This window comes from Pseudoalteromonas rubra, from assembly GCF_000967655.1.
GTDB classification, from domain to species: Bacteria; Pseudomonadota; Gammaproteobacteria; order Enterobacterales; family Alteromonadaceae; genus Pseudoalteromonas; species Pseudoalteromonas rubra_A.
The window spans coordinates 49,844-69,522 of sequence record NZ_JXYA01000006.1 but is presented as its reverse complement, the minus strand read 5'-3'; the positions used below and the strand labels follow the sequence as shown (position 1 = coordinate 69,522).

15 protein-coding genes are annotated in these 19,679 nt (G+C 50.3%); 4 read left to right on the top strand and 11 right to left on the bottom strand.

Annotation, left to right across the window (positions count from 1 at the left end; genetic code table 11):
• Positions 1–32 precede the first annotated feature (32 nt).
• From TW77_RS24090 to TW77_RS03370, 3 genes are all read right to left on the bottom strand, one after another.
• The gene (locus TW77_RS24090) at positions 33–2,297 is read right to left on the bottom strand and encodes a tetratricopeptide repeat protein (RefSeq protein WP_052713019.1); all 2,265 of its coding nucleotides are present in this window, start codon (positions 2,295–2,297) and stop codon (positions 33–35) included.
• A 79-nt stretch (positions 2,298–2,376) separates the two neighbouring features.
• Complete coding sequence (locus tag TW77_RS03375) at positions 2,377–3,132, bottom strand: DsbC family protein (RefSeq protein WP_052713018.1); 756 nt, start codon at positions 3,130–3,132, stop codon at positions 2,377–2,379.
• Between the two features lie 117 nt (positions 3,133–3,249).
• Positions 3,250–4,224 (bottom strand): winged helix-turn-helix domain-containing protein, encoded by a 975-nt coding sequence (locus tag TW77_RS03370; protein ID WP_046003558.1) that lies wholly within the window; start codon positions 4,222–4,224, stop codon positions 3,250–3,252.
• Between the two features lie 141 nt (positions 4,225–4,365).
• Between TW77_RS03370 and TW77_RS03365 the strand changes: the two genes are divergently transcribed.
• The gene (locus TW77_RS03365) at positions 4,366–5,322 is read left to right on the top strand and encodes a bile acid:sodium symporter family protein (RefSeq protein ID WP_046003557.1); all 957 of its coding nucleotides are present in this window, start codon (positions 4,366–4,368) and stop codon (positions 5,320–5,322) included.
• Here TW77_RS03365 and TW77_RS03360 read toward each other — a convergent pair.
• Positions 5,319–6,071 carry a J domain-containing protein gene (locus TW77_RS03360; RefSeq protein WP_162197940.1) on the bottom strand — a complete coding sequence of 251 codons (753 nt, stop codon included), beginning with the start codon at positions 6,069–6,071 and terminating at the stop codon, positions 5,319–5,321. The two genes, TW77_RS03365 and TW77_RS03360, sit on opposite strands and share 4 nt — an antisense overlap.
• 1 nt (position 6,072) lies before the next feature.
• Complete coding sequence (locus TW77_RS03355) at positions 6,073–7,944, bottom strand: molecular chaperone HscC (RefSeq protein WP_162197939.1); 1,872 nt, start codon at positions 7,942–7,944, stop codon at positions 6,073–6,075.
• A gap of 54 nt (positions 7,945–7,998) precedes the next feature.
• Here TW77_RS03355 and ctlX point away from each other — a divergent pair, with 54 nt between their 5' ends.
• Together ctlX and TW77_RS03345 are read left to right on the top strand one after the other, a co-directional pair.
• On the top strand, positions 7,999–8,913 hold the full coding sequence (ctlX, locus tag TW77_RS03350; RefSeq protein ID WP_046003555.1) for a citrulline utilization hydrolase CtlX: 915 nt from the start codon (positions 7,999–8,001) through the stop codon (positions 8,911–8,913).
• 57 nt (positions 8,914–8,970) lie between these two features.
• A complete protein-coding gene (locus TW77_RS03345; protein ID WP_046003554.1) occupies positions 8,971–10,431 on the top strand; it encodes an alanine/glycine:cation symporter family protein in 1,461 nt (486 codons plus the stop codon).
• 805 nt (positions 10,432–11,236) lie between these two features.
• On the opposite strand, the gene TW77_RS03340 is transcribed toward TW77_RS03345, so the two are convergent.
• Both TW77_RS03340 and TW77_RS03335 read right to left on the bottom strand, forming a co-directional pair.
• On the bottom strand, positions 11,237–11,812 hold the full coding sequence (locus tag TW77_RS03340) for an outer membrane beta-barrel protein (RefSeq protein WP_082078813.1): 576 nt from the start codon (positions 11,810–11,812) through the stop codon (positions 11,237–11,239).
• Between the two features lie 66 nt (positions 11,813–11,878).
• Positions 11,879–12,442, bottom strand: coding sequence for a BON domain-containing protein (locus tag TW77_RS03335; RefSeq protein ID WP_046003553.1), 564 nt, complete (start codon positions 12,440–12,442; stop codon positions 11,879–11,881).
• 269 nt (positions 12,443–12,711) lie between these two features.
• Here TW77_RS03335 and TW77_RS03330 point away from each other — a divergent pair, with 269 nt between their 5' ends.
• Positions 12,712–12,963, top strand: coding sequence for a TIGR03643 family protein (locus TW77_RS03330; protein ID WP_046003552.1), 252 nt, complete (start codon positions 12,712–12,714; stop codon positions 12,961–12,963).
• 14 nt (positions 12,964–12,977) lie between these two features.
• On the opposite strand, the gene TW77_RS03325 is transcribed toward TW77_RS03330, so the two are convergent.
• The 4 genes from TW77_RS03325 to TW77_RS03310 form a co-directional block, all read right to left on the bottom strand.
• Positions 12,978–13,619, bottom strand: a complete 642-nt coding sequence (locus tag TW77_RS03325) for a cohesin domain-containing protein (RefSeq protein WP_046003551.1) — start codon at positions 13,617–13,619, stop codon at positions 12,978–12,980.
• 61 nt (positions 13,620–13,680) lie between these two features.
• Positions 13,681–15,795: a dockerin type I domain-containing protein gene (locus tag TW77_RS03320; protein WP_046003550.1), complete on the bottom strand. Its 2,115-nt coding sequence runs from the start codon at positions 15,793–15,795 to the stop codon at positions 13,681–13,683.
• Between the two features lie 149 nt (positions 15,796–15,944).
• Positions 15,945–16,562, bottom strand: coding sequence for a response regulator transcription factor (locus TW77_RS03315; RefSeq protein WP_046003549.1), 618 nt, complete (start codon positions 16,560–16,562; stop codon positions 15,945–15,947).
• Between the two features lie 281 nt (positions 16,563–16,843).
• Complete coding sequence (locus tag TW77_RS03310; RefSeq protein WP_052713017.1) at positions 16,844–19,171, bottom strand: TonB-dependent receptor; 2,328 nt, start codon at positions 19,169–19,171, stop codon at positions 16,844–16,846.
• Between the last annotated feature and the right edge of the window lie 508 nt (positions 19,172–19,679).

Below are 19,679 nucleotides of genomic sequence, written 5' to 3'. Positions count from 1 at the left end.
TAACTTATGTCTCTTATGCCACTCAGGGCGTTTTAATCTATCACCTGAATAGGCAACTCAATCACCATTTTCAGCCCGCCCAGTTCACTGTGTTGGGCACAAATGGTGCCCTGATGTGCTTCAATCAGGCTTTTGCAAATAGCCAGGCCCAAGCCTGAGCCGCCGGTGCGTCGGCTGCGAGATTTTTCGACCCGAAATAGCCGTTCGAATATGTCGCTCAGGTGCTCATCTGCAACGCCCGGTGCGGTATCTTCCAGGGTAATGTGGATGTGCTGGCGTTGCTGGCAAACCGTTAGCCGCTGTTTACCTGGTTTATCCGTATATAGCGTACTGTTGGCAATCAAGTTCGTGAGCACTTGCTTGATGCGATCGACATCCCAGCTGACTGTGACTTCACCAGTGAGCTGAATCTGTGCTTCCCAGCCAAAGCCTTTGCCGTGCGTAAACTGAGCAAATTCCTGCTCCCATAGTGCCATCACTTCGGTCAGGTTACATTGCACCAGATTCAGGTGCAAACTTTGTGAGTCGGCCATCGCCAGCTGGTGAATATCCGAGATAAGGCGGTTGATATCCGACAGCTTACGATTGATGGTGTTGTAAGAGGCGTCTACATCCTGAGCGATGTTGAATTGTAATGCCTCAACCTGTAACTGTAACGCGGTCAGTGGTGTGCGGATCTCATGGGACACATCCGCCAGCATCGCATTCTTTTTATCCACGACTTCTTGTAATAGGGTTGCCCGCTCCGCCGCCAGTTTGCGCTTTTTAACCTGCCGATAGGCAAGTGCCGAAATCAGAATAAACAAGGCAGCAGACGCCAACCACCAGGCGCGCAGCTGCCACTCTCTCTGGCTGAGCTCTGCCTGATGAAGCGCTCTGTCCAGGTTCAGGCTTTCAATTTCCTGCTGCTTGCGCATAAACTCAACTTTGCTTTGCAGGGCTGCCAGAGTGAGATTATGCTGGTTCTGCCCCAGGGCATCGCTCAGTGTGTGGTAAGCCTGAGTTTCGGCCAGTGCCTGCTGATGTAACTCGAGCGCCTCAAAAGAGGTTGCGCGCAACTCATGGAGTTCAAGTCGATGTTTTTTGTCCTGCATTGAAGTGGCGGCAGCCAGTGCCGTGTCGCTCAGTGCGATGGCATCTTCATGGCGTTGTTGTGCCTGCGCCAACTTGATAGTGCTGATCTGCAACAGGACCACGATTGACTCAAACTGGTGCTGGCTGGCCAGTGCCAGCCCCTGCGCCAGATGTGTTTGTGCTTCAGTGAGGTTATTTTGCTTTAGTGCAATTAGACCTTGCAGGTTGAGCACTCTGGCCTGGCCGGTTTTTGAGTCAACTTCCAGGTAGAGTCCGTACGCTTTGCGTGCATAGTGTAGCGCAGTCTCATATTCCTGACGTTCCAGTTCGATATAGCCAATCTTCATGGCACTGTTGCCAATGTATAGTTTGTTCCCAAACCTGATGTCTATTTCGTGTGCTTGCTGAAAATGCGGCAGAGCTTGCTCAAAGTTGCCCATTTTTCGATACACTTCGCCCGTTTCGTATAAGGCATCGGCAATGCTCGGCTGGTTGTCCAGTTTAGTGGCCAGCTCAAAGACCTGAGTCAAAGTCGCCAGAGCGGTGGTGTAATCTCCTAAAATGGCCTGGATAATCCCCAAGTTTTGTAAAGCACTGAGGTAGAGTAAGTCTTCACCTAGATCTCGTAACACATTGGTTGAGCGCTGAGCGATTTGCAGTGCCTCGATATATTTATCCTGACGCCTAAGCACGGAGGAGATCCGCTCATAGGCTCGTGCCATCAGTTCGTTGTGACCAATTGACTGAGCTTCCTCCAAAGCGTCCCGGTAAAGCTGCTCGGCAGTAGAAAAATGGCTTTGTTGATCGGCTAAAAATCCACGCATCAGTATGGCCTGAATACGATAATAGGCACCATTATCGACCTGCGCACGTTCTGCATACTGGGTTACGGTGGCCTTTGCCGCCTCATAACCCCCTTGCCGTATATACAAAAAAAACAAAGCTTCAAGGGCCTGAAGATGTATATCGGGCGCTTCGGGCACGGGCATGTCGAGCAGTGACAAATAGGCGTCTATGGCTGCTTGTTTACTGAGTGTTTGAGCATGGGCGAGTTGCTGGCGTGCGACCAGCACTGCGTCTGAGGGCGGGGTTGCTGAGCTGTTTTGAGCCTGCACAGGCGACATGCCGGACAGTGTCAACAGCAGTATTAACGTGCCTGCACGCAGCCCTGCCAGCGGACAACAAGAGCCAAATTTACGACGAGTATGACAACTATCCAGCATGGTATCCTCAGAGCAACACGCGAAGGTGCAAACCAGTTATGCTGTCATACTAACCCGATTTATCCTGCGCTCTCAATAGCTAAAGCTTTTCCAGTCGTGCAACCAGCTCCCTGGCCGGTATGTAGCCTGGTAAGGCCTCTCCATTTGGCAGCAAAATGGTTGGCGTGGACTGAAAGCCAAATTGCCTGGCCAGTGCAACCTGGGTATCCAGTGAGTGTTGACACTGGGCATTTTGCAGCGGTGCAGGCGAGCTGCGCATGGCGGCATCCATGGCCTGATTAGGCCGCTCGGCGCACAGTGTTGCCGCCGTTTTTTCATAAGCCGGACTGCCAGCACGGCCTCTGGGGAGCATCACATAATGAACGGTGACGCCGAGCTGATTGAGCGCGGGCAATTCTTTGTGAAACTTACGACAATAAGGGCAGTCGATATCGGTAAACACGGTAATGCTATACTGCTCGTTGTTTGCCGGGTAAGTAAGCAGTTGCTCATAAGGGATGTTGGCCATGCTCTGCTGGTTGGCGATTTGCTGTATTTTAGCAATATGATCCACCCGGCTGCGCACATCGATAACACGGCCGCTGAACAGGTAATTGCCATCTTTTGATAACAATAAGTGTTCATTACCCAGATTGAGGCGATAAAAGTCATCCGAGTAGGGGTGCAGTTCAAAGTCAATGTCTGTGCCCGTCAGCGCCCGCAATTTAGTTTTTGCTTGTTCCATCGGGCTGGCGGGTGTTGCAGAGGTTCGGTGCTCGGGGTCAGCTGCCAGGGGAGAGGCGCTTAGCAGGGCTGTACCAAGCAGCAAAGTAGAAAATGTACAGGACAAAGTCATGGTGATTATTCCGGTTGTGATTAAGTTACACCGGTTATAACGCGTGCTGTTAAATAGGGCTTATAAATTCGTCTTAAGCTATCTATAATCTTCTATCAAAGCAATAAAATCAGTGGGTTAAGCTAGCTTCTCTCGAGCGATTTGAACCTCGTGGCTTGCAGGGCATAGGCGCATCGAAGTCGGGCCCGGCTGGGTCAGCTGCTTGCACAGCGTGGCCTGCTTTGAGTGTGTGTCGGGCGTTGTGAGCAGCTGCACTCTGGTATTTTGCAATGTGGGGGAGTGCAAAGGTGCCGGCTGCGCTAAGATCAAATCGGCTATGCGCTGTTGCATGACCACCGCGCTGCAAATCGCCTGCTCATCGATTGCTTGTTGCCCCTGAATGGCAAAGTCCAGCGCTTCGGTAAAGCGGGCCTGGCTGGCATAAAGGCGGCTCAGCACGTCAGCTGCCTGCGAAAAGTAATAACTGTTAACGGGGCTTTGTTGGACAACCTGGCTGGCATAATGCTGTGCTTGTGCGGTTTCATCTAATTGCAGCAAGGTTTCGGCCATCAGCAGTTGTGCTTCAACGGAATCCGGATTTTCTTGCAGGCTGAACGTTAGCCATTGTTGTGCATGGTCATAATCCTGCTGCTCAAAGGCGACAATGGCCTTGTGATAGGCCGACAATGCCGGCAGCATGGCCGATGTGGCAGCAGGCGGGTTCAGGTTGCCCAGATAAGCGGTGGTAACAGCGCCCAGTATAAGCGTGACCGAAGCCGCCATAGTAACCAGTGAACGTGAAGAGGACGATGAAATCACGGTCGTTTTGATTTGCCAGCAGTAACCCTGATTAGGGAAGGTGCGGATCATATCCTGCTCGGGGGCGAGTTTTCTGAGCTCGCTGATCAGCTGAAATAAACGATGGTCCTGAACCTGTGTATGGCCCCAGACGGCTTCGATGATCTCCTGTTTGGTCACCACAGTGTTGGCATTTTGTAGCAGGTAACACAGCACTTTGGCGGCTTTCGGGCGCAGCTCCAGTGGCTGTTTGCCTTGCTTTAGCGTGTGTGTCTGGCAATCAAAACGGTAAGATAAAAAGCGGTACTCGGCCATGTCAGTCCTTCGCATAAATCCACGATACTGGACCTAACTCTATCACACAGGGTAAAAAATACGAGCGCAGAGGCAGGATTTGTTTTGCGCGGTAATTGCGGTATAACTGAGCCACCTTAACTGCCAGACCGAGCGCCTTATATGTTGCGTTTAACCATACAACTGTTTCCGCTCTGGGCGATTTTGCTCAGTGCCTTTGCCCTATTTACGCCCGAGCCGTTTGTGGCGCTCAAAGCCTGCATCATTCCTTTACTTGCCTTTATTATGCTGACCATGGGGCTGACTCTGACCCCGGCGGACTTTCGTCATGTACTAACACAACCCAAAGCGGTGCTGGTTGGCCTAGTGTTGCAGTTTAGCGTGATGCCGCTGGTGGCTTTGCTGGTAGCCACCTTGTTGCAGTTTGACGCCGATTTGACCTTAGGCATGGTGCTGGTGGGCTGTGTGGCTGGCGGCACGGCCAGCAACGTAATGTGTTTTCTGGCTAAAGGCGATGTCGCCTTGTCTATTTCCATGACGGCCATCAGCACCCTTGCTGGCGTAGTACTGACTCCGTTACTGGTTGAATTGCTGGCCGGTCAGGTGGTGGATATTCCGCTCACCGGTATGATGCTGAATCTGTTTAAAATTGTCCTGATCCCGGTGGTACTGGGTGTGCTGCTGAACCATTTTTTTCGCGCCCCGATACAACGCCTGGCGCCACTTTTGCCTTTGTTTTCAGTCGCGGCTATTGTACTGATTATCGCCATTGTGGTGGCACTGAATGCGGCGACCTTACCGACCATAGGGCCAACCGTGGCGCTGGCTGTGGTGCTGCATAATACGACGGGGTTAGCGCTTGGCTACCTGGTGGCCAGGCAATTGGGGTTACCAGAGAAAAGCTGCCGCACAATTGCGCTGGAAGTGGGGCTGCAAAACTCCGGGCTGGCGGTTGCCCTGGCAATGAAGTTCTTTGCCCCGGCCAGTGCGCTGGCCGGCACCTTATTTTCTGTGTGGCACAATGTCAGCGGCTCTGTGCTGGCAAGCTGGTGGCGTAAACGCAGCAGCGAAGATCCGTCTCAGCCAGCTGCGTCGTCACATGAGGTGCCAGACGCTTAGAGCGAAATCATGATCAGGCCCAGCGCACAGAGTATGGTCAGGCCAATAAACAGGTTGGCGATGTTGCTGGTGTCGCCCACCGGCTCTATGCGTACTTCTGGCTCTGGCATTTCTTTGTGGGTCATATTGTAAAAGTCAGGATGGCCCACCTGCTGCTCCAGCGCTTGATCTTCAGCCCAGTCAAAATGCTGGTTCAGAAACACCAGGATCTCAATATCCAGCGGGGTGACTTCCGCGCGCGCTGATTTTTGAAAATCCAGCACGGCATGAAATACCCGATGAGAGGCCGTGCGGCGGTTTTGCATATCTACACAGGCCGGGTGCTCAATCAGCAGTTGCCAGGCACCTTGCTGGTTGCGCCGGTAGGAATTATCCAGCAGCTCCGTCAGTTCTTTTTTGAACGCCTGCATCTGCTGAACACCTTCATCGGGTGCTGAAACGTGTGTCTGCACAGGTTCACTATGAGGTTGCACAGTTATATCAGGTAAAACTTCCGGTGGGTTGTTTTGTGGGGTGACCTGTTCGATGGCCTGAACCGGTGGCGCCTCCTCTGCACCCAGCTTTACGCGCTGCTGTGGTTGTTCTTCCAGTTGGGCCAAAGCTTCGTCATAGGCTGCCCGTAGTCGCTGAAACCCTTCAGGATCTTCATCGGGTTTACATTGTTTGAGCTTGCTCGTATAGGCACGCTTGATGGTCTTTTTGTCTGCACCGGGCTCAATGCCCAGTACGTCCCAGGGATTGTCTGTCACTTTATTCACCTAACTCTTTTAAAAATTGGGTAATTTCCTGATATGTTTGCTCAATACGTTGGCTGTCCTGGCTTGCGAGTGCCGCTTCCCAGACGCTGATGAGCTCGGCTATCTGCTCACGATACTGAGCGCGGCTTTGCTCGTAAATACGCTCCAGTTTGGCCATTAGCAGGCGGTTATGCTGCTGATCTCTGGGGTGTACTTTGAGCTTTTGCATTTTCTCTTTCAGCTGGGCCTTTTCTTTGTCTGACAGCATTGAAGAAGACTGTTCAAAGGTCTGGCTGATGGTGTGCTGGGTTTGCTCCACCGTAATGTCTACATCCAGCAGGCCGCTGATATCGTAAGTAAAGCGTACGCGGACCATTTTGTCGTCGATGCTGTCGGATTTGGGCAGCGGCACATCAATTTCACCCAGCTTGATGTTGTTTTTCACATAGCGGCTTTCACCCTGATAAATGGTCATCAACAGGCGTTTTTGCGCTTTATGGATAGGATAAAATACTTGCTCTTTACTGCACGGCAAAACGGTATTGCGTTCAATAATGGGCGTAAAGTAGTCGCCAACCTTACCATCGTTGTCGTGCTCATTGTGGGTACCTGTCCCCAGGCTAAACGCCGAGACATCGGTCAGTACTACGTCATCCAGGGCTTCGTTTTTGTCTACCAGGCCCGCCTGTATGCCGGCGCCCATCGCCACCACCAAGTCCGGGTCAAGTTGAGTAGTCGGAAAGCATTTGAGTGCTTTGATAAGGCACTGCTTATAAATATTCATGCGCGATGCTCCACCGACCATGACAATGTGGTCAATGTCTGAGGGGGTTAGTCCGGCATCGTTAAATGCCCGTTCAATGGGCGTGAGTAAACGGTTGAGCAGTGGCTGGCAGATCTCGCGCATTTTGTCTTCGCTTAGCTCATAGCGCAGAGTTTGCTCGGCCAGCTCTATCTCAAAGTGCGGTTGTTTTTCGCCGCTTAAGCGGCATTTACACTCGTCAATCAGTCGGGTTAAGTTTTGCTGCTGATGCTCATTGAGTTGCTGCGGTTGCAGCTGGTGCTGGCGCAGAAAATCCGAGATCAGCAAGCCGGTAAAATCTTCGCCGCCAAGATGGTTGTCGCCTGCCGAAGCTTTGACTTCCATTACCCTGTCGAAGTATTCCAAAATGGTTACATCAAACGTCCCGCCGCCCAAATCCAGGATCAGGTAATGGGTGTCGTCTTCTTGAGATTGCAGGCCATAGGCCAGTGCCGCCGCGGTGGGTTCGTTGATCAGGCGCAGCACTTCCAATCCGGCCAGCTCTGCGGCCAGTTTCGTGGCCTTACGCTGATAGTCGTTAAAGTAGGCCGGTACGCTGATCACGGCTTGTGTAACGGGTTGCGCGAGCTGCGCTTCGGCATCTGCTTTAAGCGATTTCAGTACCAGGGAGGATAACTCGGCGGCGCTATAGTGTTGCTTACCCAGAGTCACGGTACGTTGGGTACCCATGTAACGTTTAAACAAGGCGGTGGTGTGTAGCGGATGCGAGATCAGCCGCTCTTTAGCTGCTTTGCCCACTAATACCTCGCCGCTATTGTCAACCCCAACCACTGATGGGGTTAGAGCGTCGCCCAGTGAATTGGGAATTAACACACTTTGTTCACCATCCCAGTAACTGATTGCGCTATTGGTTGTGCCTAAGTCGATACCTACCGTGATCATCACTACTTCCTGAGTTTGTAAATCCAGCGCATAGTGTATTGGCTTTGGGTAAGTGAGTAAATCACTGCAATAGTTTTTGCGTTTGTTTTCTTTATGAGCGATGGTAGATGAAAAAATATTCCAGGCGCGCGCACGTCTAGCCTGTGCACCAGCCAAGTTTAGGTGTATGAATGACGCCATCTTGCCCGGCATGACGGCGCGTGTTATCCGTATTTGTATTAGAGGTATTCAGTTATGTTTCCACAAGCGCCCAGTGCCGTGGTGATGATCCGGCCACACCATTTTTTGCCCAATGAAGAAACCCGCGCCGACAACAGTTTTCAGTCTCAGGCACAGCAGTTCGATGGCGGGGTTAGCCAGCTGGCCTACGAACAAGTAACGCGGGCGGCTGAGCAGCTGGAGCAGGCCGGCGTGCGGGTGCATTTGTTCGAAGACTTAGGCACAGATACGCCTGACTCGGTGTTTCCAAACAACTGGTTTTCCACCCATGCGGGTGGGCAAATTGCCATCTATCCCATGTACGCGAAAAACCGCCGCCGCGAGCGACGCACCGACATCATTGAGCTGTTAAAGCGCGAGTACCGGGTGCAGGATGTGATTGATTACTCTGGCCTGGAATATGACAACCTGTTTTTGGAAGGTACCGGCGCTATGGTGCTGGATCACATTGAGCGAGTTGCCTACACCGCCCGCTCAAAACGTACGGATTCCCACGTGCTGGAGCGGTTCTGTAGTCATTTTAATTTTGAGCCTATGGTGTTCGAGGCGCTTAGTGAGGGCGGCGTACCGGTCTATCACACCAATGTGCTGCTGTGTGTGGGCAGTGACTATGCGTTGGGCGGGTTCGATATGATAGTTGACCCCGCGCGGCGCGCAGAAATCAAACACCGCTTGCAGCTGGCTGGTAAAAAACTGATAGCGCTGAGTGAAGCCCAGATCAACGCTTTTTGTGGTAATGCACTGGAACTGAGCGCAAGTGAAGGGCGGGTGCTGGCGCTGTCGCAAACAGCCTATGATGCGCTAACGGCTGAGCAAATTGCGGTGCTGGAGTCCTGTGTCACTTTGCTGCCGCTGGAGGTTTCTGCCATTGAGCTGGCGGGTGGCTCGGTACGCTGTATGCTGGCGGGTGTGCACTTGTCCCGGCGTTAACGCAAGCGGCTGAATAAACATAATAAACACAACAACAATAACAACAGGCAGGTGACTATGATGGCATTTATCGTTGACCCGATTAACAATCTTTTGTGGGGGCAGGGTCAGATCCTCATTTACCTGCTGCTGATCGCCGGTTGCTGGTTTACCTGGCGGCTGAAATGGGTGCAGTTTCGTCACTTTGGCCATATGTTTAGTGTGATGAAAGGCAGCATGAGCGGCGACAGCTCGGGGATCAGCTCTTTTGCCGCATTATGCACTGGCCTGTCAGCGCGAGTCGGCACAGGTAACCTGGCGGGGGTGGCGATGGCCATTTCGCTGGGTGGCAGCGGCGCGGTGTTCTGGATGTGGGTGATAGCCCTGCTGGGTATGGCAACCGGCTTCGCTGAGAGTGTGCTCGGTCAGCTCTATAAAGTGCGCGATAAACATCGCGAATTTCGCGGCGGCCCGGCGTATTATATCCGCGCGGGGCTTGGCAAGCCTAAACTGGCCGTGGTGTTTGCGTTGTGTTTATTCCTCGGTTATGGCTTTAGTTTCAGTGCCATGCAGGCCAATACCATTGCCGAAGCGCTGAACAATACCTTTGCTATTAATCCGCTCTACACGGGCCTGGTGATCGCCGTGCTGGCAGGCTCGATAGTGTATGGTGGCCTGCGCAGTATCGCGCGTTTTGCCGAGCTGATCGTGCCTTTTATGGGCCTGGCGTTTGTGGCAACTGCACTGTTGATTCTGGTCCTCAATATTACTCAGGTGCCAGCCATGTTGCTGGATATTTTCCAGTCCGCATTTGGCCTCACAGAAGCCGGTGCTGGTGCTTTGGGGGCCGCCATTAAAAATGGCATTCAGCGCGGTTTGTATTCCAACGAAGCGGGTGCGGGCAGTGTGCCCCATGCGGCAGCCGGCGCAACGCCGGTGCCCAATCACCCGGTGGCCCAGGGCTATGTACAAATGCTGGGAGTTTTTATTGATACCCTGGTACTGTGCAGCTGTACTGCCGTGGTGGTATTGCTATCCGGGCTACCTGTTAGTGGCGAAATGGCCGGTATCAGCCTGACCCAGAATGCCATGCAGGCACATTTTGGTGAGGTGGGCGACTACCTGATAGCCGCCGCCATCACCTTGTTTGCCTTTACCTCTGTGGTTGCCAACTACGCGTATGCAGAAAGCAACCTGCACTTGTTCAAGCTGGACAACAAAGCCGGACGCCTCGGTTACACAAGCGTTTACCTGGCCATGGTGTTATGGGGCGCCAGCGCCACCTTGCAGCAAGTCTGGAGCCTGGCCGACATGGCCCTGGGCCTGATGACACTAGTGAACATCTACGCCATCATCCAACTCACCCCGACAATTATGAACCTGACAAAAGACTACCAGAGCCAGCGCAAGTCAGCGAAAAAAATCCACTTCGACCCAAGCAAAGTAAACTACCAAGGCTACTTACACAAAGATGTTTGGGTTCAGCAAGACCGAAGCTACGCTTCGCAGCTTGCTGAACGCTCACCCATGGACGGGTGAGCCGGAAGCCCTCCACAAGGAGGTGTGCCCACTCGTAGCTTAGTTAAGACCGAAGCAACGCTTCGCAGCTTGCTGAACGCTCACCCATGGACGGGTGAGCCGGAAGCCCTCCACAAGGAGGTGTGCCCACTCGTACCAGAGATTAAGTATCTCTTTTTTGGCGAACGGTGGTGTAAAGTCAAGCTTTAGCTTGGTCTTTGCGCAAGGTGAAATAAGCCTTTTTAGAGATCCAGGCCCTGGTCACTTTGGTCACCGGAAGCCCCCCACATGGATGTGTGTCCACTCGTAGCTTAATAAAGACCGAAGCTACGCTTCGCAGCTATCGTGTAAAGTCAAGCTTTAGCTTGGTCTTTACGCAAGGTGAAATAAGCCATTTTAGAGATCCTGGCCCTGTTTACTTTGGTAGCCGGAAGCCCTCCACAAGGATGTGTGCCCACCCGTACCAGAGATTAAGTATCTCTTTTTGGCGAACTGTGGTGTAAAATCAAGCTTTAGCCTGGTCTTTACGCAAGGTGAAATGAGCTATTTTAGAGATCCTGGCTCTGGTCACTTTGGTAGCCGGAAGCCCCCCACATGGATGTGTGTCCACTCGTAGCATAATAAAGACCGAAGCAACGCTTCGCAGCTATCGTGTAAAGTCAAGCTTTAGCTTGGCCTTTACGTAAGGTGAAATAGTGATACCGGCTCAGGGCCGGTATCTTCGTTATGTCGCAGTTTGGTCCGGTGTTTGGCTGTAGCGGCACAGCCTATGTGCTCACTAAAGCGCTTCGGACTACACTACTGTGCAGTGCGTTTCTCAGTTATGTTAAAATTGATACTCTACTGAAACGGAAGCCACATCCATATCCGGTTCAATGTTGTTTTCCAGCTCATAGCGCACGTATTCCAGACGCAGATTGACGTTGTCGCTGACATGAAATGCTGCACCCGCACCATATAGCCAGTCGCCTCCTTCGAGCTCAGAGGTTATCCGGCCAATAGCCGGGATGTCGGTATAGAGCTCAGCGTCCCACTCCAGCCAGCCGCCTTTGGCGTACAAAGAAAAGTATTCATTGATAGGAGCCGACAAGAGGGTAGACAAAGAGACGCCGTCTATTTCCGCGCTGCTGTCTATGTCACTGGCTTCATCAAAGTTTTCGTAAGCCAGTTCAAAGCTCCAGTATGGATTGATTTTCGTACCTACATAAGCTTTGAGCATGGAGGCATCTTCGTCAAACGACGTGTCATTTTCTCTGTCTTCCCACTGGAAAGAGTATTGGCCATAACCCAGGCCGGTGTAGATCTTGTAGCTGTCCGGATCGGATGTGGTCTCTGCTTGCGCCATCGTCGTTGTCATTCCACACAGTGCAAGTAACGTCGTTGCAATAGAAAAGCGTTTCATAATTGATCCTTCTTTATTCAATCTGTTTGTTCAAAAGCGTTAAAACGGGGATATCTGCAAAGGCTGTTATGCGTCTTTATCCAGAGTCAGGCGAGACTTGACCGATTTTACATCGTCGGCATTTTTGGCAATTTGCACCGCCAGCTGGCGCTCAGCATCGGTATCCACATCCCCTGAAAGGGTCACGACACCACGCTCGACATCGACATCAATGTCGGTGCCATCTATGTCAGAATCAAATAAAAATCGTGACTTGATCACTGTGGCTATTTTGGCATCAGTAAAGGTGCTGGTTTCTGCCTGGTGTTGGCCCGAAGTCTTCTCATCAGACATATCGACAACCATCAGCTTATTCTCAACGTTTTTAACTCCGTCGATGCCCAGCACCAGCTCTTGAGCAAGTTTTTTGTCAACGGCATGTTCAACTTCACCGGTCAAAATAACCGTGCCATTTTTCACATCTGTGTTGATGTCGAAGTTGTTCAATTCACCATTAAATAACAGAGTGGCTTCTGCTTTTCCGTCAATCCAGGCATCACTGGCTTCTTTTTCCCAGTTATTGTCAGCGGCAAAGGCAGAACTGGCCATTAAAGAGGTAGTTAGCAAAGAGATAAACATTGTCTTTTTCATATTTTGACTCCTTAAAAATTAGATTCGATATAGATAGAGCAATATGTTTGCCAATTTTAAGGTGTTGATTTTTATAGGTTATATTTTTGTTGAAATAGAAGAGTGAAAAATTTTTATGTAAAATATCAATGACTTTGTAATTTTTACTCTCTTCTATAGAAAAAGTCCTAAATTCCCAGATTCATCACCAAATACACAGCAACCCATTAAACCACCCGGTTTTTTGCCTCGTACTGTTACAGAGTAAAAACGTAAGATAAGAGTACATAATGCAGTTAACGAGTGATGAGCAGTCGAGAGTCATTGAAATGGCCTGGGAAGACAGAACGCCGTTTGAAGCCATTGAGCAGCAATTCGGATTAAACGAATCTGCGATTGTGCGACTAATGCGCACTCACCTCAAGCCTGCCAGCTTTCGATTATGGCGCAAGCGGGTGAGTGGTCGGGCAACCAAGCACGGTAAGTTACGACCAGCAGGGGGCTCCAGAGGTTATTGCCCGACACAGTATAAGCATCGCTAAGCAGAGCGCATAATTTAAGCAGGCTGGCTATCAGGCGTGGCAGCCGGGCGTCTGCGGATAAAAAAGGCACTCAGAATACCCAGTAACAACACTGTTGCGAAGCCGATCGCCCACAGTGGGATGCTTGAGCGCGGTGCGCTTTGCACCTGATAGCTGGCATTAAAGCTCAGGCTCAAAGGCGCCTGAGTTGCGTAAGTGTATTTTTCGCCGTTTCGGGTACCAAATTCTGCAACCTGAATAGACACCTCGGTTTCACTGGTATTGGCTGGAGCATTGAAGTACAGCCGGGCAAGGCGACCGCTACCGGCAGCACTTTGTGCCGGTGCGACCTGGCTTGCAATATACTGGATCTGTCCTGTTTTCAGGTCCGCTTGGTTACGCAGGGTGTAAAGGTGTTTCTTATTGAGAAAGTCACCCAGTTCCAGCTGTGTGCCCTTGGCTTTAGCGTCCTGATCAATAAGGGTGACAGACTTGGCGTCGTAGCTTAGGGTTAGCTGTACGCCGTAGACTTCAGGCAGGTTTTCCACCATCACATCCACATAAAATTCGCTGCCGGTTTTGATTTGTGAGTTAGACGTTTTAAGGTAAATACGCCCTTGCTCTGCAAAAGCACTCAGGCTCACCAGTAACGCCGCAATACACACCATATATTTCATCTTGTTGCTCCTTAAAATTGTTGTAAAGGGGTTAGCATTAAACCCTAACCCCATGTATTAGTTACCAGCTTTGTGGTCCTTGCTTACCAAAGTTGGCACCCAGTAAAGTGAGATCCTGCAGGTTGATTGCGCCGTCGTGGTTAAAGTCGGCGGCCATCACATAGCCGTTTTGTTCGCCTTCAACAGAGCGATAAGCCCCCAGCAGTAAGGTCAGGTCGGCAATATCGATTTGGTTGTCGCCATTGCTGTCACCACCCACCAGGTTGATCTGACCAAAGTCGATATCGGCCTGACCCGTAGTCAGGTTGACCTGCTTTTCGGCCGTGAGATATCCCGGTGCACTTAACGTCATAGTGACGTCACCCAGGCCAACGCGCACAGAGAAACTGCCATCCGGGTTGATGGTGACGCGCTGTCCGTTGATTAAGAGCGTGACAAAGGCGAAGTCGCCAGCGGTGCTTAGGCTGGAAATATTACCCGTTAAGGTAACGGACTCTGCGATGGTAAATGTGTAGTCGGTACTGTTTTGTAGCAGGTAATTGCCTTGCTGATCGGTTATTTGCGCTTGCAGCGTCAGGTTGACGTTACCCGCCTGCTCGGCAATCAGAGTGACAGCGGCAAAGTCGCCTTCGCCCGACTTGGCGGTGGCCGGGGCCATCAATGCCAGTGCGCCATCCCATTGGTTGTCGCTGATACCCATTGGCACAGACAGGCGCTCATCCGAAGGCAGAAACTCGCCATATTCACCACCAGAGATACGGGCTTTGCTGGTGTCATTCAGGCTGACGACAGCATCCAGGCCATAAATGTCAGTACCTGATACTTGCAGGGGCAGTGTGACAACATCGCCTTGCAGTATCGCTGTTTGCGGCAATGTGAGTGTCATTGTGTTGCTTTGCACCGACGCTAACTTGTACCGTTGTGCGAACACGTCAACGTTAGAGCTGTTGTTTTCAACGTGCCCCCAGCTAACTATAAAACTATCATCGCTCAGGCCAAGTACAGTTGGTGGAGAGGCTGTGTCCCAAAATGGTCCTTCAATCAGAAATTCGTCGCCTAACTTTTGATTATCCGGTGAAAAAGCTTGTGCGTAAAAACTACCAAATGATCCGATTTCCCCAAAACTTGTCCAAGTTACCACATAGCTACCATTGGCAAGAGCGCTGATTTTTGGGGTGTTATGTGTTGCCGCGACGTCTTTATTAACTTGGAATATGCTACTGGATGAGCTGCCATCGGATGCAAAACGCCGTGCAAAAATATCCTGACCGTTATCACTTTGCGCTTGCCAGGTTGCAATATAGCCCCCATCCGGGAGCGCACTGAGTGACACCTCAGCCTGATGAACGCCATCACCTGGATGTAAAGTATGCTCGCTGCCAGACTTTGTCCCGTCGGTGTTATAACGCTGGGCGACAATATCATAGTTACCCGCACTGTCAGGTGCTTGCCAGGCAATGACATATTGGCCATTGTTCAATGTGATTACAACAGGGTTGAATGCACCACCCAGTTTGGACGTATTTACTTCGATTCTGGCGCCGTTAGGTTCACCATTGGCCGCATATCTCTGTGCTATGATGTCCGAACGGGTTTCGGGTGCATCTGCTTGCTGGTGCCATGTGACTACAAATCCGCCATCGGGCAGATCACTGACGCTGGGAAAGCCATAAGGGGTAGATACCTGGCCTGGCACCTGAAATTCCTCACCATGCTTTGCACCATTGGCATGAAAGCGTTGACCAATCAGGGCATAGGTGTAATCTGCACTATCTTTGCGAAGCCAGATAGTGACAAAGCCACCGTCAGTTAAACGACTGATAGCGGGTCTTTCAAGCGGACGAGTATGTGTTGGCGCATTGACGATAAATTCACTGCCAAGTGGCGTGCCACTCTGGCTATATCGCTGTGCGTAAATCCCGATGCGGCTATTCCCCTGATTATGGCTTTCCCAGACCGCAACATAACTCCCATCCTGGAGTAATGCCATGGTTTGATAGCCCTGAGCGTCGGGTAAATGGGAGTTCACAGTAACCCGCTCGCCGACTTTATCAGGCTGTTGTGCCTGGGCTGCATAGGGTATGCCGAGTACACACAGTGCAAGCAGGCTGCGACTGAAAAATGAAGAGGCTATGCTTGAGCGTGTGTGCACAGTATTTTTTTTGCGTGTATTCATATCTATTCCTTGAGTTGTATTTTATCGCTGCAGATTTGTGGCTTTTGCAGCGAGTGTGTGAGTATTGGCTCAAGGGTAGAGTGATACCGATAGGCAGGGTATAGGGTATTTACCCTATACTGGCACTTAGTATGTATCGTGTTTATGAATTACAACGATAAGCCTTCTTCAATTGCGAAGCGTACTAACTGAGCGGTTTTATTAAATCCCAGCTTTTTCATAATCCGGGTGCGGTGCGCATCCACGGTTTTAGCCGATATATATAAGGTTTCGGCAATTTGCTTATTGGTCTGGCCTAAGGATATATAGCGGATGATTTCTTTTTCCCGGATGGTTAAATCAAAGTCAGTTTTGTTGTTGCGATAGCTTTGCAACTCGGATTGATTATCTGCACTGAGATACTGCCTGCCAGCTTGTACAGTCTGGATTGCGTTGGTTAGCGAATTAAACGCATCACTTTTAAGCAAATAGCCATGGGCGCCGGCTTCCAGTGCGGTATCAATGACTTTAATGTCACTGTGCATTGTCAGTAAAATCACCCGGGTTTTAAGACGACGCGCTTTGATGCGCTGACACACGCTGAGCCCGCTTACTTCGCCCATAGTAATATCCAGGATGGCAATATCCGGTTGATGGCTGATAATGTATTGCCAGGCCCGTTCACCGGAATCGACATCGGCAATGATGGTGCCAACGTTAGCTGCCTGGATCAACGCCAGCAGTCCCTGCCTGACGATATGATGGTCATCCGCAACGAGGATTTTCATGGTTAATCAATGTTTTGGGTAATTTCATATATTTCAACATATTAGTGTGGATATTAAAATGTTATCTGTTACCGTGTTAGCAAGGAGGTGAGTTGTTTTTGGTATCACGTTGCTTTGTTGAACGGGAAGGGCAAACAATAAAGCAGGCGCGCTCAGGTGGGTTGTTTGAGTGTAAAAAGCTCGCAGTGCAAAGGTGTTGCGATACGGTTTGAATGGTAAGAATCAGCAGTAATAAAAAGCCGCCCGATGGCGGCTTTTAAAATACGGGTGTTCGTAGCGACTTAGAAATCCATCTGAAGCGTTAACGACACCTGACGAGATTTACCAAGGTACATCTGGCCGTAGCTGGTAAACGGGTTACCCTGGTTATCGGCATCTTTAAAGTAGGTGCTGATATAGTCTTTATCGAACAGGTTCTTCACGTCCAGGCGTACGGTGTAGTTATCCCAGTTGTAGCCCAACTGTGTATTCACAATCGTATGCTGATCATTGATTGGATCTGAGTTAACGGCATACTTTTCTTTCGTTAAAGATGCAGCCGGGTCCAGGTAGGCAATGCTTGAGTCGGTATACTTGGCATTGACATTCACATAGAAGCCATTGTCAAAAGCATAATTAGTTGCCAGGTTTGCGGTTAGCTCAGGCGCATCCTCAAACGCTCGGCCAGTCAGGTGGCCATAGTCGGTAAATTCAGATTCTGCCAGTCCCACACCCGCAGTCACAGACCAGTTATTGCTTGGGTAGTAGAAGACTTCGGTTTCAAACCCTTTCACTTCTGATTCAGCAGCGTTGGTGGTTTCTTTGTCATAAGGAGACGAAGAATAGCTCTTGATGACTTGTTGGTCTGTCCATTTCAGTAGGAACGCATTAGCGTTTACGACCAGTTTGCCGTCCAGCCACACAGAGCGTAAAGACAACTCATAGTTGTTGGTGTATTCAGGGTCGTAGCTGAAAATATTGGAGCGTGCGACATTAAACCCGACGCCACCAGAGCGGTAGCCTTTTTGGTAGATAAAGCTGGTCGACATATCCTGGTTAAAGTGGTAGGTGGCGCCTAGTTTTGGCAACCACGCACTGAAGTCTTCTTTGGTTGCTGGCTCTACACCGGAAGCGGCTTCTGCAAAGCTGTGCAGGTGGGCATTGATGCCACTAATAATCGGTGCAAGTTGTGCTGGAACCTGTGCCGGGTCTGGCATTGGGTTATTGATCTTGTAGGCATTGTTGGCACTATTGGTTTGCTCTTCGGTGTCGTAGCGTAGTCCGGCCAGCAGGTCAATTTGGTCAGTGACAGACCAGGTGAGATCGCCATAAATTGCTGCTGTTTTAATCTTTTGTGTCAGACCATAATTAAGCTCAAGATTGATCGGGTCGATATCTGGATAGAAAGGCGCAACCATTGCCGCGGTTTGTGCAGCCATTTCAGCAGGCAGGCCTTGTTGCATCAACAGGCCGGTTACCGCTGTAACCAGATCGGGTGCCCTTACTGCTTGCTCAAGTGTCATGAGGCGCTGACCTTGTGCTTTGTCATCGACATCGACCTGAGAAGCGTAGACACCAAACGCAGCCTGGATTGCATCAGACTCATAGGTCACTCTGAATTCCTGGCTGAAGGTTTCATCGATACGGTGGTCGTAGTTGTCTTTTACCAGCTGGGTGGGCAGCATATCGCCATCCCAGTTGTAACGATAGTCAGATTCGTTATAGGTGGTGACTGAGTGGAGCGACGTGGTGTCGTTAAGATCCCAGCTCATTTCCAGGTTATAAATATCGGTTTTGGTTTCTTCCCAGATAGGTGAGTTGAAATCTACCTGGCGGTCAAACGGTGTGCCGCCGAAGTCATACATGGCAAACTGAGCACCATAGCGGTTGTCGTTGTTGGTGTAAGTAAACAGCACATCCACATCATCGTTTGGCTCAAATAACAGTTTGGCGCGCAATGTTTCGCTGTTTTCAAAGTTGGCGGTGTCACCCCGGGTGATGTTATCTATGTCACCATCGGTTTGTTTGTCTTCGTAACTGACTCTGAACGCCAGCATGTCTTCTACCAGCCCCATACCACCAGCAAAGGCATATTCCTGCTGACCGTGTTGACCGACCGTTGCTTTTAATTTTGCGCTTGGTTCATAAGTTGGATCTTGCGAGCGCATCATGATGGCGCCTGCCAGTGCATTGCGCCCTTGCAGAGTCGATTGCGGGCCACGGAACACTTCAACCTGAGCCAGATCCCACACAGACAGGCCACCGCTTTTTACCATACGAAACGGCAGAGGTGCACCGTCCAGGTACATACTGGTCAAGAAGCTGCTGCCTCCTCCGGAAACTGAGAATGAATCGACGCCACGGATGCTGAAGCCCTGGTTAAAATCCCCGGCCACGTTCGGCATCATAGCAAAGACATCATTGATATTTTGCAGATTGTTCTTTTCCATGTCTTTGCTGGTCACAACGGCAACACTGCTTGGGGTTTCCTGCAAAGTACGGTCAATCTTCTGACCTTGTACTACGATCACATCCAGCTCTTTTGCTTCATCTGCAATGGCTGAGGTTGATGCCGTGGCGGCAGAGATCAGCGCTAATCCGACAGATTTAGCCAAAATATTCAGTTTCATACGTCACGCTTCCAGAGAGTAAGAGAGTTATAAATAATTTTTCCCGGGAATAATACTGGATTATTCTAAAAATACAAATGATATCCACTATCATTTGCGTGTACGGACCCAAATAGGCTTTTTTATTTATCTGGCTGATATGTAATCGATTGACGCGATATCCGGTTTGGGGTTTGGTTAACAGTAAATCACGAAAATGTATGCCCTCAGTGCATCTATGTCGGACAGGGGACTGTTAATCTTGCCAGGGCAGACGGTGAGCAGGGCGGCGAACTGGATAACAATGACATCTCATAAAAGCAACTTTTTTAATTAAATCATACCTCTAAATTGTATTTCTTTATGACAAGCTGATAATCCGATTTTCTGCCTCCGTTCTTTATCGCATTTTATTTGAGCGCCAACGCACACTTATTGCACTGCCTTTGTATGTAACATACTGTTAATAAGTTTCTTCGAGGTGTTATATTGTAACACTCTGGGTAATCCAAAAATAAAAATAGGGAAA